The 16,131-nt window shown below is 42.5% G+C and carries 11 protein-coding genes; 6 read left to right on the top strand and 5 right to left on the bottom strand.

Translation table 11 applies throughout. The features are described 5' to 3' along the window. Window positions 1-178 precede the first annotated feature (178 nt). Complete coding sequence (locus DFP80_RS08555) at window positions 179-4,423, top strand: PAS domain-containing hybrid sensor histidine kinase/response regulator (RefSeq protein ID WP_113916393.1); 4,245 nt, start codon at window positions 179-181, stop codon at window positions 4,421-4,423. A gap of 106 nt (window positions 4,424-4,529) precedes the next feature. On the opposite strand, the gene DFP80_RS08550 is transcribed toward DFP80_RS08555, so the two are convergent. The 5 genes from DFP80_RS08550 to DFP80_RS08530 all read right to left on the bottom strand — a co-directional run bounded on the left by DFP80_RS08550 (window position 4,530) and on the right by DFP80_RS08530 (window position 9,333). Further along, window positions 4,530-4,988, bottom strand: a complete 459-nt coding sequence (locus tag DFP80_RS08550) for a MarR family winged helix-turn-helix transcriptional regulator (protein ID WP_175020601.1) — start codon at window positions 4,986-4,988, stop codon at window positions 4,530-4,532. 128 nt (window positions 4,989-5,116) lie between these two features. Continuing rightward, window positions 5,117-6,436: a TRAP transporter large permease gene (locus DFP80_RS08545; RefSeq protein WP_113916391.1), complete on the bottom strand. Its 1,320-nt coding sequence runs from the start codon at window positions 6,434-6,436 to the stop codon at window positions 5,117-5,119. Further along, window positions 6,429-6,932 (bottom strand): TRAP transporter small permease, encoded by a 504-nt coding sequence (locus DFP80_RS08540; protein ID WP_113916390.1) that lies wholly within the window; start codon window positions 6,930-6,932, stop codon window positions 6,429-6,431. Before DFP80_RS08540 ends, DFP80_RS08545 begins: the two co-directional genes overlap by 8 nt. A 27-nt stretch (window positions 6,933-6,959) precedes the next feature. Beyond that, window positions 6,960-7,997 carry a TRAP transporter substrate-binding protein gene (locus tag DFP80_RS08535; protein WP_113916389.1) on the bottom strand — a complete coding sequence of 346 codons (1,038 nt, stop codon included), beginning with the start codon at window positions 7,995-7,997 and terminating at the stop codon, window positions 6,960-6,962. Between the two features lie 301 nt (window positions 7,998-8,298). Further along, entirely contained in the window at window positions 8,299-9,333 is a 1,035-nt protein-coding gene (locus DFP80_RS08530; RefSeq protein ID WP_113916388.1) for a TRAP transporter substrate-binding protein, read from the bottom strand. Between the two features lie 485 nt (window positions 9,334-9,818). Between DFP80_RS08530 and DFP80_RS08525 the strand changes: the two genes are divergently transcribed. From DFP80_RS08525 to DFP80_RS08505, 5 genes are read left to right on the top strand one after another with little or no spacing between them, the layout of a single operon-like run. Further along, window positions 9,819-11,381, top strand: coding sequence for an acyl CoA:acetate/3-ketoacid CoA transferase (locus DFP80_RS08525; protein WP_113916387.1), 1,563 nt, complete (start codon window positions 9,819-9,821; stop codon window positions 11,379-11,381). Between the two features lie 28 nt (window positions 11,382-11,409). Continuing rightward, window positions 11,410-12,612 (top strand): thiolase family protein, encoded by a 1,203-nt coding sequence (locus DFP80_RS08520; RefSeq protein ID WP_113916386.1) that lies wholly within the window; start codon window positions 11,410-11,412, stop codon window positions 12,610-12,612. A 24-nt stretch (window positions 12,613-12,636) separates the two neighbouring features. Beyond that, complete coding sequence (locus DFP80_RS08515) at window positions 12,637-13,398, top strand: crotonase/enoyl-CoA hydratase family protein (protein ID WP_113916385.1); 762 nt, start codon at window positions 12,637-12,639, stop codon at window positions 13,396-13,398. Window positions 13,399-13,444: 46 nt separating this feature from the next. After that, the gene (locus DFP80_RS08510; protein WP_113916384.1) at window positions 13,445-14,212 is read left to right on the top strand and encodes a 3-hydroxyacyl-CoA dehydrogenase; all 768 of its coding nucleotides are present in this window, start codon (window positions 13,445-13,447) and stop codon (window positions 14,210-14,212) included. Between the two features lie 27 nt (window positions 14,213-14,239). Then, a complete protein-coding gene (locus tag DFP80_RS08505; protein WP_181799883.1) occupies window positions 14,240-16,018 on the top strand; it encodes an acyl-CoA dehydrogenase family protein in 1,779 nt (592 codons plus the stop codon). Window positions 16,019-16,131 lie beyond the last annotated feature (113 nt).

Genomic DNA, 16,131 nt, shown 5'->3' with positions numbered 1-16,131 from the left:
AAAAAAGGAAAACTTTCCTTAACGACAGAGCGTAAGATTTTGTAACCTTGGCTAGTTTTATCACACATTATTAAGTTATAAGTCATTAATAGATTAATACTGAAAAATTAATCCTACTAGCTTCCCTACGCCTTTTTTAGGTGTCTATACTGAATGAGACTCTTGCCAGGAGGCAAATGTGAATTGGATATCATCTGAAAATATATATAACCGTTGGGTGATAATTACTTTGTTGGTTGGGGGGCTGCTCACTTGCGCCGTTACCTATAACGTTCAACACTCAAATGTAATCAGGGTTAACCAAGCCGCATCCGATGCTTCGATTAAATTGAAAGAAGAAGTGACATCTCGAATAGAGCTGTATCAGTATGGACTTCGCGGAGCTCGTGGCGCTGTGCTTACGGCAGGGGAAAATGCCATTACACGCGAAACTTTTGAGCAGTACAGTCGATCGAGAGACGTCGATGAAGAGTTCACTGGAGCTCGCGGCTTTGGTTTTATTCGTCGAGTGTTGCAATCTGATATAGATTATTTTACGTCAATTGCTCGTAATGATGGCTGGCCAGATTTTTCTATAAAAATGCTTAACCCTAATTTCAACGAGCACTATGTTATCCAATATATTGAACCTGTTGAGCGTAACCGTCAGGCTGTCGGGTTAGATATTGCATCAGAAAGGAACCGCAGAGAAGCCGCAGCCGAGTCTCTATACACAGGCGAAGTTCGTTTAACTGGCCCAATTACCTTAGTTCAAGCCTCAGGAAAACCACAGCAATCTTTTTTGATACTCATGCCAATTTATAGGGGGGGTAGCACGCCAGTTACTCAAGCCGAACGCATAGAGAAAGGTTTTGGTTGGAGTTATGCGCCTTTGTTAATGGAAGAGGTACTTGGTGGCTTAAATTACGACCCAGAAAAAGTACATTACCAACTATTAGACATTACGGATTTAGATGATCAAGTTCTTTTCTATAATAGTGGCAGCTTGAACGATAGAGGCAATGAGCAAGTTCAAACAATGACTGTTTATGGACGTCATTGGCAAAGTAAGCTGAATGTATCTCCCGCTTTTATTGCTGATCTGCACCTCCCAGATCCCTTTGTATTTTTGGTTGTTGGTTTTCTGATCAGTGTGCTGAGCACTATTTTAGTTGTAGTGGTTCGAGTAAACATGGTGCGTCAGCGTGAAGTGGTGGCTCACCAATCTAGAATTACGGCGCTTGTTGAAAGCTCTGCTGATGGCATAATTAGTAAAAGCCTAGATGGCGCTATTGTTAGCTGGAACAAAAGTGCTGAGTTTATCTTTGGTTATACTAAGGACGAGGTTTTAGGGCATAAGGTTCTTGACTTATTGGTGCCGAGCTCGCTTCAAGGCGAAGATAAAGCACTCTTCTCTAGAGTAAAAGAACAAAAAGAATCCATCTCTATTGAGACAAGAAGAAAGACGAAAGCCGGTACAGAAGTCCCTGTCTCACTGACGTTTTCTCCTATTTTTAATGACGATGATGGCATTATTGGTGTATCTCAAAGTGTACGCGATATTTCTGAACGTAAAAAAGCAGAAGCTCAAATACGAGAATTAAACGCAAATTTAGAGAATCAAGTTAAAGAGCGCACGACAGAGCTTGTCGAACTTAACTTGCTTTTAAATGATGTTGTAAATGCATCCTCTGAAGTGTCCATTATTGCGACTGATAAGAATGGCATTATTACGCTATTTAATAATGGCGCAGAAAAAATGCTGGGTTATAGGGCTGAGGAAGTTGTCGGTCATATAACACCGATGAGGTTCCATTTAAAAACGGAGATAGATCAGCAACGAACTGAGATATTTGAAACGACAGGAAGGCAAGTTTCTGATGACATGGCAGTAGTTGTTTTTAATGCATTACGTGATAACTACGATAAGCGCGAATGGAGTTATATTGATAAACATGGTAACTCACGTCCTGTTACCTTAGTGATTACGCCAATGAAAAATAGTGATAATAAAGTGATTGGTTTTCTTGGCATAGCGATGGATATTTCTGAACAGAAGCAAAGCCAGCGTGAGCTTGTTTACACCAGAGATCAGTTATTGCTAGCTGCTGACGTTGCAGGGTTAGGTATTTGGACTTGGGATATTGAAGATGACACTCTTGAGTGGAGTGATCAAATGTTTGACATATATCACCTGCCTGTGACAGTTAAAAAAGAGGATGTTAAATATACAGACTGGTGTAACCGAGTTCATCCAGAAGACCGAGCGATGGCCGAAACAGCATTGAAAGAGGCTGTCGAGGGGGGGTATGAATATAATTCAGTGTTCCGAATTGTCTTACCGGATGACAGTATTCGTTACATCTTTGCCAGAGCTTCACTACAAAAAAGCTCGACAGGTAAAATGACGAAAGTAACAGGTATTAATCGTGACATTACCCAAGAGCATGAACTAGAAAGCTGGCTTCGAAAAGCCAAAGATGAGGCGGATGCAGCCAGCGCAGCTAAATCGAGTTTTCTTGCCAATATGAGTCACGAAATCCGCACTCCGATGAATGCAATCCTTGGTATGCTTCATTTAGTCAAACGTACAACTTTGACTCATCAGCAAAATGATTATGTATCCAAAGCACAAATGTCCGCGAAATCCTTATTGAATTTAATTAATGATATTTTAGATTTCTCTAAGGTTGATGCCGGTAAGTTAGAGTTAGAGAAGGCACCGTTTGAAGTTGAAGACTTATTATGTGAGCTGTCTACCGTTTTATCTGGAAGTTCGCTAGGCAAAGACGTTGAGCTGATTTTTGACATTGATAAAGACATTCCTGCTTACCTTATTGGAGATAAACTACGGTTACTGCAAATATTAATAAACCTAGTTAGCAACGCAGTGAAGTTCACCTTACAAGGGAGTGTCGTTTTAGAAATCAATCAGCAGACGGTTGATTCTGACATATCGCGTTTAACTGTCTCTGTAAAAGATACGGGCATTGGTATCGCACAAGATCAAATTGATTCTATTTTTAATGTGTTTTCTCAGGCAGAAACGTCTACAGCCCGGCGCTTTGGGGGCTCTGGGTTAGGTTTGGTAATATGCCGTCGCTTCGTTGAATTAATGGGTGGTTCTTTGTGTGTAGACAGTATATTAGGTGAAGGTAGTCGCTTTTATTTTACAGTTGATTTGCCCATTGCGGATATTCAAGCCGAAAAGAAACCGAATCAAATATTGGCAAAATCGCTGCGTATTCTAATTATTGATAGCAATATTGCGACTCAAATGATTTTTTCTCGTATGGCGTTTAGTCTCGGTTGGGTGAGTGAAAAAGCAGAAGCACTTGAACACGCTATGCCATTAATCCACGAAGCGTTCGAGCGTGGGAATTCCTATGACGTAATTTTGTTAGATACCAAAACAGTCGACTTTAGAGGGAAGGAAAGTATTGAAAAAATACAGTCGAATTTTACTACAGTTGAGCAAGCACCAAAAATAATTCTATTGTCTAGTATGCAAAGCAATCAATTAGAAAATGAACTGGAATTTGTCACTGGTTATTTATTGAAACCTATTACTTTGAGCAAATTATCAGAAGCTGTGTATCAATCTCTTTCCAATGTTAGATCGCCAAATATGATAGGCCAAAATGTTAACTATGAAGAAGAGCGATTAACTGGAGTGACATTGTTGTTAGTGGAGGATAATGCTTTTAATCGACAGGTGGCGACAGAACTGTTAGTTGCTGAAGGGGCGAGCGTCACTGTGGCTGAAAGCGGGTTAGAAGGTGTGGCTATGGTATTAAATAGAAAGGAAGAGATGTTCGATTTAGTACTGATGGACATGCAGATGCCAGATGTCGATGGATTAGAAGCCACGAAACAAATTCGTGCAGATTCTAGATTTTCCTCACTTCCGATTGTTGCTATGACTGCAAATGTATCAGAGGCTGACCGCCAAGCTTGTTTTCAGGCAGGCATGGATGATCACATTGGAAAGCCATTAGACATCGACCGAATGGTGGCTTGTATTCTTAAAAATGCGACGTTTAAATCTGAGGGTGGGCTGGATTTGGTGCTTGAGACCGCTGCTGCGTCTGATGAGTATGAAGAGATAGATTCTATCTTGAGTCGCTTTGGTGGCAGTGTTGAGCTTTATAAAAGCGTTGTTGAGGGTTTTATACTGGAAGCAAAGGATTTATTAGCTAAGATAAAAGAAGGGGTCGATGAAAAAGATAGAATTAAAACGCGTGAGAATCTTCATACTTTAAAAGGTGCGGCGCTGACTATCGGCTTACTGAAGCTGTCCAATCGATTGTTTGCCTTTGAAGAAGTATTGAAGTCTTCAGAAGACATTGACGAAATAGAAACCTGTATGGCGTCTATTAACACAACTGAATTACAGGTTGGGTTGGAAGAGGAATTTGCTATGATTTTTGCTGAAATAGAATAGTTTCGTTCAGTAGTGAAGGCCTTCCTATAAAAACAGCCCAATCATTGTAAAACGACTGGGCTGTTTTTTGATTACCTTCAGGCTTGATAGAATTTGTTATATCGCTTTAGCCATGAGACAAGGTATCTAGCGTCTTCAATAGCCACTCTAGTTCATTTTCACCTTCCAATCGTGCCGCCATGATTTGTTCATGCTCCATAACTCGCTCGCTGAGTGTTAAGAAAAACTTTTCACCTTGCGTGGTCATAAACAAAGCATATGAACGACGATCATTGATTGCTGGACGGCGTTCAAGAATATCCATTTTTTCTAACTTATCGACGGCGGCAACCATGGCTGATCTGTCATTACCAAGTGCTTGAGCTACCGCTGTTTGCGTTAATCCTGGGTTGCGTTCCACGATGGCTATAATGGCAAATAAACCAGGGCTGATGCCGAGATCAGAACAGACTTCAGAAAATTTGCTGAAAAAGTTCATTTGGGCACGACGTAAGCGATAACCAACTAAGTTATTTAGTAATCCAAAGTCTACTGGTTGATCTGTTTTTTTTGTATCGTCTGCCATGTAAGTCTCATTTTTAATCAAGTAAACCCACATTGTAATATAAAAATGTGAATTTGGTGTAGTGCTAAACTGTTTAGGTTCTCTATACGACAATAGCTGGTGGTTTGCAGCTATTGTCGGTTGTTACGCTAGCCTATTAAGTGAACTAATCCAAGAGTGATGCCAGGGAAGAGGATCAGCAAAGCAACTCTAACAAAGTCAGAAATTAAAAATGGAATCACACCTTTGAAACATTCTTTTAGTTTCAGTGAGTCATCAAACGATTTTATAATAAAAACGTTCATACCCACGGGAGGAGTAATTAACCCGACTTCAACAACAATCAAAGCTAATATACCAAACCAAATACCTAAGTCTGCTTGAGGTATGCCAAAATCCATTGCCATTATCATTGGGAAGTAGATTGGGATTGTTAGCAATATCATTGCTAGGCTATCCAAAAAGCACCCCATAACTAGGTAGGTTAATAACATGCAAACTAAAATAGTGTAAGGAGAAAGCCCAGAGTTCTGAATTAGCTCAACACCTAAATCTGGTAGTCTTGAGAGGGCAATAAAGACACTAAAAAGATCGGCACCCAATACAATGAAAAAGATCATTGCAGACGAGACAGCGGTTTTCATCAGACAGACTAGCAAACCATCAAGGCGCATTTTTCCGTGAGTGAATGCGAGAATTGCTGTAAGAATAACCCCTACAGACGCCGCCTCAGTCGGAGTGAAAATACCTAAATAAATGCCGCCCAATACGATTAAGAAAATCCCTGTGATGTGCCAGACATCTTTAGTGGATTTGATTTTTTGTGCAAAAGTCGTTTTTTCACCACGTGGGCCAGCATCAGGGTACAAGCGCACATAAATAGCAATTGCAAGAATATAACCACCAGCGGCTAAGAAGCCCGGCACAAATGCTGCAATAAACATTTTGGAGATGTTCTGCTCGGTCAGTACGGCAAAGATGATTAGTACCATAGAAGGTGGAATCAAAATTCCCAATGTTCCGCCAGCAGCCAGTGCGCCAGCGGCGAGACTACCAGAGTAGTTTAGACGCTTCATTTCAGGAAGTGCCACTTTGCCCATAGTAGATGCTGTTGCCAAAGATGACCCGCAAATAGCACCAAATGCAGCGCAACCTGCAATAGCAGCCATGGCAATACCGCCACGTTGTCGGCCGATCCAGGTGTTACAGGTTCTAAACAGCTCTGCCGTAATACCAGATCGAGTTGCCAGTTCTCCCATAAGTAAGAAAAGGGGGACAACCGACAAATCGTAGCTAGAGAATTTTGATACTGGAGCAGTACCTAAATATTCTAATAGAGCAGGGAAACCACCGATCATGGCGTAACCAACTGCGCCACACACTAACATGGATAGCGCAATTGGAATGCGGATGCTCATTAAGACCATCAACACCGCCATCATTAAAAAAGCCAATTCAATATTACTCATGATTACCTCCACGAAGCGTAGCGAACAAGCGATATAGACCGCATAAGCCGCATAGGGTCATTGCAATGACACCAATAATAAAAGTCCACCAAGTGGGGAGTTCAAGCAGCATGCTTTGTTCTAAATACTCTTTCGCTTCTATTCCGCTTAAACTCATGCGATAAGCAAAAGTAAAAGAAATAACTGTGAACACAATGTCACTTATTATTTCCAACGTGAGTAAGGTGCTGGGTTTACAATTAGCCGTAAATAAGTCAACAATGACGTGCCCCTTGCGTATATAGCAAGCTGGGAGAAAGAGAAATACTGCCATGGCTAGACCCATTTCTGTTATCTCATAATCTCCTTCTATTGATTGACCAATTGTGGTTCGACCAATAATGCTAGCGACAGTTACTGCCGCTACCACTAACATGATAAACCCACCTGTCAGTGCTAATATGTCCGAGGTGCGTCCTAGAAGGGAGCGCTGTAAGTCGGTAGTAAAACGTATCATGTTAAATTATCCTACGTGCGGTATGTCTTAGAAGTTTTGGTATTTTTTAATGAGGTCTTTGGCTTCGTCTAGTAGGCGTTGTCCGTCATAACCGTCATCATTCATTTCTTTTAGCCATTGCTCAGTCACTGGGGCAAGTTTTTCTTTCCAGCGATCAAATTCTGCACCTTCAATTAAACTGAAGGTATTGCCGCGTTTCATGGCATCACCGCGAGCACCTACTTCATATGCATCGAAGGCATCACCGATGAAACCAGCTAAATTGACCCCTGAGTTACGATCAATAACGGCTTTTAGATCGGCAGGCAAGCTCTCGTAAGCGTCTTTATTCATAGAGAAGATAAAGGTATTGGTATAAAGGCCGCGGTCCCCTTTGAACTCGGTATGATGTGGCGCTAATTCATCAATTTTTAGCGGTTTAACCACTTCAAACGGAAGCACGGCGACATCAATAACGCCTTTTGATAGGGCACTTGGCATACTTGGTACTGGTAGGAAAACAGTATTAGCACCTAATAAGCCGAAGGCATCTGCCATCATTTTATTAGGCGCACGTACTTTCATATCCTCTAAATCTTCAAGGGATTTAATGTCTTTTTCACGGGAGTGAAGAGAGCCTGGGAAATGAGTATGCATGGCAAGGAGGTGAACGTCTTTCATTTCATCTTGCATTTCTTTTTCTGCATATTCTTGCAATGCCATACTAGTGATACGAGCGCTTAGCGGTATGAAAGGTAATTCAAATACGGTCGACTTAGGGAAGCGTCCTGGTGTATAGCCAGTTACAGTCCAGCTAAGATCGACAACACCTTTACGAACTTGGTCGAAAAGCTGTGGCGGTTTACCGCCTAGTTGCATGGCCGGGTAAATGTCAATTTTAATGCGACCATTGGATTCAGCTTCTACTTTCTCTGCCCATGGCTGTAGAAAGTTTGTGTGTGCATTAGACACAGGTGGAAGCATGTGATGAAGCTTAAAGGTATACTCTGGTTCAGCTGCGATTGCGTTTATGGACAGGATTGAGCCAGCAATTAACGCTAAGCTTTGTAGTCTGAATTTTCTCATCTCGATCACCTTTATTTTTTTTATTAAGTGTTTTCTATTCTTAAATGGCTTTAATTGCAGATAATAAGTGAGATCAATCCATAATCGCTAAATACACTGCCATTTGGCATTCACTTTCTCTGTTGTTTAAGAGATATCTACTTTGTGACACAAATTGTTTTGACTTTCAACAATTTGAGTTATAGATTTTTCACTTCAGGCATTCAAAAAAAACAATCTCCTCAAAAGAGTGAAAAAGCGCTCTAGTTAAAGAGCACTTATCAGTGAGAGTTGATATGTAATATCGAAATAAATGTGTTGCTTAAAAATCACTATATTTTTTGATAAGGGATTTTGTTTTGTCTAAAAGGCGTTGAGCATCATAACCATCTTTGTTCATATCCGTCATCCATTGCTCTGTAACAGGTGCCATAGCGTCTTCCCAACGTTGGTGTTCGGCTCCTTCTATGTAATCAAAGCTGTTACCTTGGTCTACAGCGTGTTTACGCGCAAAAATTTCATAATTATCAAAAAGATCACCAATATGTCCGGCCAAAGAGATGCCTGAGTTGTCATCGATGACTTTCTGTAAATCTGCGGGCATACTCTCGTAGACATCTTTGTTCATAGAGAAAAGAAAGGTATTGGTATATAACCCAGCGCCTTTAAACTCGGTGTGATGTTTAACTAGTTCGTATATTTTTGTCGGTAGAACGACTTCAAAAGGTAAGACGGCAACATCAATTACGCCTTTTGATAGCGCACTTGGCATTTCAGTTACGGGTAAAAAAATTGTGTTTGTATCAATTGCTTTAAACGCATCTGACATGACTTTGTTTGGTGCGCGTACTTTTAGCCCTTTTATGTCTTCTAGTGTTTTAATGGCTTTTTCTCTGGAATGAAAAGAACCTGGAGCATGGGTGTGCGCGGCAATTAAATGAACGTCTTTTAGCTCATCTTGCATTTCCGTTTCAGCGTACTCTTGTAGTGCCATACTAGTGGCTTTTGCGGTTCCCGGAATAAATGGCAGTTCAAAAGATGTCATTTTAGGGAAACGTCCGGGCGTATATCCAGCGACAGTCCAAGAAATATCGACAATCCCTTTTCTTACTTGATCAAATAGTTGTGGCGCTTTACCGCCTAACTGCATTGCGGGATAAACATCTATCTTGATACGACCATTTGAATCCGCTTCCACTTTCTTAGCCCAAGGCTCGATAAACTGACTATGAGCCATCGACATGGGAGGAAGGAAGTGGTGTAGCTTGAGATTATATTCTGGTTCCGCAGCCAATGAATTCATAGACATCATAGAGCCAGCTACTAATGCCAAGCTCGCTAGTTGGATTTTCTTCATTCTTTTCACCTTTGATTTTATTGTTATTAAAAGAGGCTTTCGTACGACTACGGTACTTGCCAACACTTTTTTAAAAATAGACGAAAAATGTACATTTATAACTTATAAACTGCGATTTTTTGTCTGTTTTAGCTCGCCCTAGCAACGCTCGTGACTTCATACAAAGATCTCTAAAAGCGCTGTTTTCACTCAGTCGTTCAGCGAGCCTTGAACATAGTTTGTCATGATAATGATAAGACTACTGTTTTTGAGGCTCTCTAAAATACAGTTTGTTTTTCACATAAATTGTTGTTCATTTCAACATTTGTGTTTATTTAATTTTCACCCAAGGTATTCAAAAAAGGCAACACTCAAATAAAATGTTTGTAATGAAAATAGTTGTGATGTACAACAGAATAATTCCCGACAAAGTAATGTCGACAAGCTAAGCCCAACTAACTAAACCCCGATTAACCAAATAAGTAAAAGAGATGTGAGGGTAAAAGATGAGTAAGGTTATTTCCCTAGCGCAAGCCGCTAACTTGATTCCCGACAGTGCCAATGTTGCTTGGTCAACGGTCGGCATGTCCTATTTTGCCGAAGCCGTTGCTAAAGCGGTTGAGCAGCGTTTCAACGAAACAGGTCATCCACAGCAGCTAACTCTTATCCATGATTGCGGTTGTGGTGATGGTAAAGACGCTGGCATGTCTCACATGGCGCATCCGAATCTGGTGAAACGTTTGATTTCTGGTCATACAGGACAAGCACCAAAAATGGCACAAATGATTACCGATGATGCTATTGAGGCCTATCTACTGCCGCAAGGTGTATTGACTACCATGTGGCGTCAGATTGCGGGAAATAAACCAGGAGTAATTACTAAAGTTGGGATGGGGACTTATGTTGATCCTTTGATTAGCGGCGGTAAAGTTACGTCTTTAACGACAGAGGATTTGGTTAAACGTATTGATATTGAAGATGAAGAATGGCTGCTGTATAAAAAATTCCCATTGGATGTGGTGGTGATTCGTGCAACAACCGCAGATGAAGACGGTAATTTATCCGTTGAAGAAGAAGCCATGTTAGCGGAAATTTTGCCGATGGCTCAAGCGGCGAAAAACAGCGGTGGTATCGTTATTGCGCAAGTGAAATACATTGCTGAGCGTCACTCAATTCACCCTAAAGAAGTCAAAGTGCCTGGCGTTTTAGTTGATTACGTTACTGTGGCCCCTGCCGATGATCACAAACAAACCATCACAACAACCTACAATCCAGGATTAGCGGGTAATTCTCGAGTGCCGTTAAATGCTTTGCCACCTATGCCGTTCAGCGATCGAAAAGTGATTGCTCGTCGTGCTGCCATGGAACTAAAAGCCAACGTTATGGTGAACCTTGGTATCGGTATGCCTGATGGCGTGGCGGCCATCGCGGCGGAAGAAAACGTCTCTCATTTATTTACTTTAACGACCGAACTTGGCACTTACGGTGGCATTCCTGCTTCTGGTGGTGACTTTGGTGCTGCATGGAATGCTGATGCGATTATTGAGCATGAAGCTCAGTTCGATTTTTACGACGGGGGCGGTTTAGATATTGCCTTCTTAGGGTTGGCGCAAGCAGATCAAGAAGGCAATTTAAATGTCAGTAAGTTTGGCCCTAAAGTGGTTGGTCCTGGTGGCTTTATTAATATTTCCCAGAGTGCGAAGAAAGTCGTGTTCTGCGGTACTTTAGTGAATGGCGCTAAGCTTGGTTTTGAAAACGGCCAGATGAAGGTGCTGGAAGAAGGCAAGGTGCAAAAATTTGTCGAAGCCGTTGATCATATTACTTTCAGTGGTGCTGTGGCGATAGGAAATCATCAGCCAGTGGTTTTTGTGACTGAGCGATGTGTATTGGAACTGCGCCAGGAAGGTATGGTGTTAACTGAAATCGCACCAGGACTAGACTTAGAAAAAGACGTATTGAGTGTGATGGCGTTCCGTCCAATCATCGCTGAAGACCTTAAAGCCATGCCAGTAGAAATCTTTGCTGAGCAGTGGGGAGGTCTAGGCGACATTATGGCGGCCGATCAGTAAAACAAGAATAAATAAGCGAGAAAATCTTATGTCGATCAAAAATGTAGAAATTCCTTATGGCGCTTACTGGAGTACGCCGTTTACTAAGTGGCAAGGTTCGTTGCAGCATTTGCATTCGATGAAGTTTGCCAGTCATGTGGCAAAAGCGGAGTTGGCGAAACGTAATATTGATCCATTGGTGTTCGATTCTGGTGTCTTGGGCATGACCATTAACCAGTATCAATCTTTTAATGGTGCGCCTTGGCCCTTATATGACATAGGCGCTGTAAATACAGCGGGTCATGCAGTCAATCAGGTTTGTGCGACCAGTGCTCGTGGTTTGTTTGCTGCCGCATCAGAGATTGTTTGTGGTATGGCGAATATTTCTTTTTTGATGACGGCTGATCGTTGTTCAAACGGCCCGCATATTTACTACCCAAATGCGAAAGGCCCAGCTGGATCTTCAGAAGATCAAGTGACCTACAATATGATGAATGATTGTGTGGGCGGCCATTCGATGATGCAAACGGGTGAAAATGTTGCTAAGCGTTTTGATATCAGTCGTGAAGAGCTAGATGAAGTGACTTTTCGCCGTTATGATCAGTATCAAGATGCCTTAAAAGACGATCAAGCCTTTCAAAAGCGTTATATGACGCTACCCCTGTCTGTGCCAACAGCCAACTTCAAAAAAGAAGATAAAGTAATTACGGGTGATGAAGGCGTTTTTCCAACCACGCTAGAAGGTTTGCAGAAGCTTAAACCGATTCAAGAAGGCGGTGTGATTACTTTTGGTAACCAAACTCATCCTGCTGATGGTAATGCTTCTGCGATTCTTTGCCGTTCAGAAGACGTAGCCTCCCTTACAGCCCGCCCTGACATCAAGATTGAAGTATTAGGTTTTGGTCAAGCCCGTGATGATTTGGCTTTTATGCCAGCGGCGCCAATAGAAGCGGCGAAACGTGCGCTTGCCGTAGCAGGTATTGATATTGAACAAGTTAAAGCCATCAAAACACACAATCCATTTGCCGTTAACGATGTTGCCTTTGCGAAAGCCATGGGCATTGATGTGATGACTATGAATAACTATGGCTGTTCTTTGATTTGGGGGCACCCTCAAGGGCCAACTGGCATGCGCGCCATTATTGAGTTGATTGAAGAGCTGGTTATCAATGGCGGCGGTTATGGTTTGTTCACTGGCTGCGCTGCTGGCGATACAGGTATGGCCGTCGTAATCAAGGTTTCAGATCGCTAATTATAAGATTTAAGGTAATTCAAGATGACATATAAATTTATTAATTATTCTGTAGAGAATGGCGTGGCGCATTTGCAGCTTAATCGCCCAGAAAAGAAAAATGCCATCAATGACAGCTTATGTCTTGAGATTGAACAGGTATTTTTGAATTTAACCGATGATGTCAATGTCATTGTGTTTTCTGGGAATGGTCCGGAGTTCTGCTCTGGTCTTGATTTGCAAGAGCATAAAGCCCGCGAACCTTTCGAAGTGGTGAAGCATTCCAATATGTGGCATCGCGTCTTTGGTCATATTAGTGATTCTGGTATTCCAGTCGTTGCCGCTATGCATGGGGCGGTTATTGGGGGCGGTCTGGAGTTGGCTATTTGTGCTCATGTTCGAGTCAGTGAAGAGAATACCTTTTACCGTCTGCCTGAGGGTAAGCATGGCATCTTTGTCGGCGGTGGCGCATCAGTAAATGTATCGAATGTTATTGGCGCTAGCCGTATGACCGAGATGATGTTAACGGGCCGTGATGTAAGAGCGGATGAAGGCTTGCGTATTGGTTTGGCACATTATGTTGTTGGTCATGGTGAAGCGCTTAAAAAAGCCTTTGAGATTGCAGAAGGCATTGGCAAAAACTCTAAATATTCTAACTGGGCAATGACTACAGGGCTAAGCCGTATTAGCAATATGTCTGCACAAGAAGGCTTGTATACCGAGTCATTAATTTGCGGTATTACGCAAACCAGCGATGAAGTGAAAGCACGTATTGATGCCTTTTTGAATCGTAAAAAAGCGAAGTGAATCTGCCCTTTGTCATAAAAATAATAGCAAGATCAGGAGTAGTTAAATGCAAATTCAAGACAAACATTTTGTGGTGACAGGTTCAGCTTCAGGTATCGGTGAAGCAGTTGCACGCCGTCTACATGGCCTAGGAGCGAAAGTTACTTTGGCTGATGTTAATGAAGAAGGTTTAGCACGTGTGAAAGCCTCTTTAGGTGAACGAGTACAAGGTTGCGTGACAGACATTGTTAGCGAAGAATCGGTACAAAGTGCGGTTGATAAAGCCGTAGAAGCCTTTGGCCCTATCAGTGGGTTAGTGAACTGCGCTGGTATTCCTGGTGCAGAACGTATCGTTGGTCGTGAAGGCCCACATCGTTTAGCGTCATTCCAGCGTGCGGTATCGGTTAATTTAATTGGCACCTTTAACATGATTCGTTTGGTGGCTGACAAAATGCAGCATAATGAGCAAGAAGCCAATTTAGAGCGTGGTGTGATTATTAATACTGCATCCGTAGCGGCGTTTGATGGTCAGATTGGTCAAGCTGGCTATGCAGCTTCCAAAGGTGGCGTTTGTGCCATGACTTTGCCGGTTGCCCGTGAACTAGCACGTTTTGGTATTCGTGTTATGACGATTGCGCCTGGTCTATTCAAAACACCTATGATGGATGTGCTTCCAGAAGAAGTGCAAAAATCTTTGGGTGAGTCTGTTCCGTTTCCACCACGTCTTGGCGAGCCAGATGAATACGCTTCTTTGGCTCAACATATTATCGAAAACAGCATGTTGAATGGCGAAGTGATTCGCCTTGACGGTGCCATTCGTATGGCCGCGAAATAGTTTGATGATTGTATGCTGGAGTAGATGATGACTTATAAAGTGCCTTACAAAGACATGCAGTTGCTGGTGGCACAAGCTTATCAGCAGCAAGGTCTAGATGCTGTGGAATCCCTAGAAGGTTTTGATCCTGAGCTAGCCAACGCTGTGATGGAAGAGGCGGCGAAGTTTGCCTCTGGCGTTCTTGCCTCGCTCAATTCAGTGGGGGATGTGCAAGGCTGTCGCTTTCAAGACGGGAAAGTGATCACACCGAATGGCTGGCAAGATGCCTATCAGCAATTTACTGAATCGGGCTGGATTGGCTTAGCATTGCCCGAGGAGTTTGGTGGGCAAGGCCTGCCAAAGTACATCGCTCAACCTGTCAATGAAATGTGGTTGTCAGCGAATTTGGCTTTTGTGATGTTCCAAGCTTTGGCGCAAGGTGGTTCGGAGATTCTATTGAACTTTGCCAGCGAATCGATTCAACAGCGTTATTTACCAAAGATTGTCAGCGGTGAGTGGACAGTGGCGATGGCATTAACAGAACCCAATGCCGGTTCGGATTTAGGGGCGCTAAATACCAAAGCAATTCCACAACAAGATGGCACTTATAAAATCAAAGGCCAGAAGATTTTCATTACCTATGGCGATCATGACTTGACTGACAATATAGCTCATTTGGTGCTCGCTAGAACACCTGATGCGCCAGCGGGAAGTCGCGGTATTTCGCTCTTTATCGTACCTAAATATCGTGTTGCTAATGACGGCGCGTTAGGGGAGTTTAACGATATTCGTTGTACTGGTATCGAACACAAAATGGGGCTTCATGGTAGTCCAACCTGTTCTATTAGTTACGGCGATCAAGACGATTGCATCGGTGAATTGGTTGGTGAACTGAACCAAGGCTTAATGGCGATGTTTGTCTTGATGAATGAAGCTCGCCTAAGTTGCGGTTTACAAGGTGTGGCTCTCGGTGAATTGGGTTACCAACGTGCATTGGAATACGCACAAGAGCGAACTCAGGGAACGAATAGTCAAGGCGAAAAAGCTGCGATTGTTGATCATGCCGATGTGAAGCGTATGTTATTAGAAATGCGTTCCGAAACGTTTGCATTGCGTGCATTGGGTTATCAGATTGCAGCGCAAATTGATGCTACTGAAGCTGCTCACGATCAAGTGACACTTGATGAAACGGAAAGTAATCAAAGTAAAAAAGCCAGAGTCGCTTTGCTAACGCCTATTTTTAAGGCCTTCGCGACGGAACGTGCCAATGTGATGGCAGGTCAAGTGGTTCAGGTGTTTGGTGGTATGGGCTTTGTCGAAGAAACCGGCGTTGCACAGATCATGCGGGATGCTCGAATCACGACGATCTATGAAGGCACCACTGGTATTCAAGCGCGTGATTTATTAATTCGAAAAGTGCGTGGTGATCAAGGCAAAGCTTTGACTGAGTTACTTGCAGATATTACTCAGTTGGCAAGCTTCTTTGAAATCGATGAAACGTTCGGCGTAGCTGCAAAAGAAACATTAAAAGCGGTTGATACAGTAACGTCTTTATTGACTTCACACTTGTTGAAACTTGATGTCAATTCAGTGTCTTTGCATGGCGTGTCTGTCCCCTTCTTAGAAGCAATGGGCATCTTATGTTGCACTTGGCAGCTATTCAATGTGTTGGCTTATCAGCAAGCACAAGAAAACACTGATAAGCCCTATATGCAGAATCTTAGAAGTATGGTTAAGTTTTATACAGCTTATCGGTTGCCTTCTGCGATGGCGGCTTTAAAGGTTGTTGAAAACGCTGGCTTAGGTCTTAGCGAGTACGAATTTTGAAACAGATCGTTTCGGTCTGAAGTCGAGAAAAAAATAACAATTCGGCAGTGGTTTATAAACCACTCCCTTAAAACTCTAGCCATAAAAATAATCAAATTGCCTTTTATAAGGTA

This window comes from Marinomonas rhizomae, assembly GCF_003315485.1.
In the GTDB taxonomy this organism is placed as follows: domain Bacteria; phylum Pseudomonadota; class Gammaproteobacteria; order Pseudomonadales; family Marinomonadaceae; genus Marinomonas; species Marinomonas rhizomae.
Note: the sequence above shows the minus strand (reverse complement) of the source record. Positions and strands in the feature narration are given on the sequence as shown.

Coding starts and splice junctions, on each gene's coding strand:
- DFP80_RS08540 (WP_113916390.1), bottom strand. CDS start 6,932: ATGATACGTTTTACTACCGACTTACAGCGCTCCCTTCTAGGACGCACC.
- DFP80_RS08535 (WP_113916389.1), bottom strand. CDS start 7,997: ATGAGAAAATTCAGACTACAAAGCTTAGCGTTAATTGCTGGCTCAATC.
- DFP80_RS08530 (WP_113916388.1), bottom strand. CDS start 9,333: ATGAAGAAAATCCAACTAGCGAGCTTGGCATTAGTAGCTGGCTCTATG.
- DFP80_RS08515 (WP_113916385.1), top strand. CDS start 12,637: ATGACATATAAATTTATTAATTATTCTGTAGAGAATGGCGTGGCGCAT.
- DFP80_RS08545 (WP_113916391.1), bottom strand. CDS start 6,436: ATGAGTAATATTGAATTGGCTTTTTTAATGATGGCGGTGTTGATGGTC.
- DFP80_RS08525 (WP_113916387.1), top strand. CDS start 9,819: ATGAGTAAGGTTATTTCCCTAGCGCAAGCCGCTAACTTGATTCCCGAC.
- DFP80_RS08520 (WP_113916386.1), top strand. CDS start 11,410: ATGTCGATCAAAAATGTAGAAATTCCTTATGGCGCTTACTGGAGTACG.
- DFP80_RS08510 (WP_113916384.1), top strand. CDS start 13,445: ATGCAAATTCAAGACAAACATTTTGTGGTGACAGGTTCAGCTTCAGGT.
- DFP80_RS08550 (WP_175020601.1), bottom strand. CDS start 4,988: ATGGCAGACGATACAAAAAAAACAGATCAACCAGTAGACTTTGGATTA.
- DFP80_RS08505 (WP_181799883.1), top strand. CDS start 14,240: ATGACTTATAAAGTGCCTTACAAAGACATGCAGTTGCTGGTGGCACAA.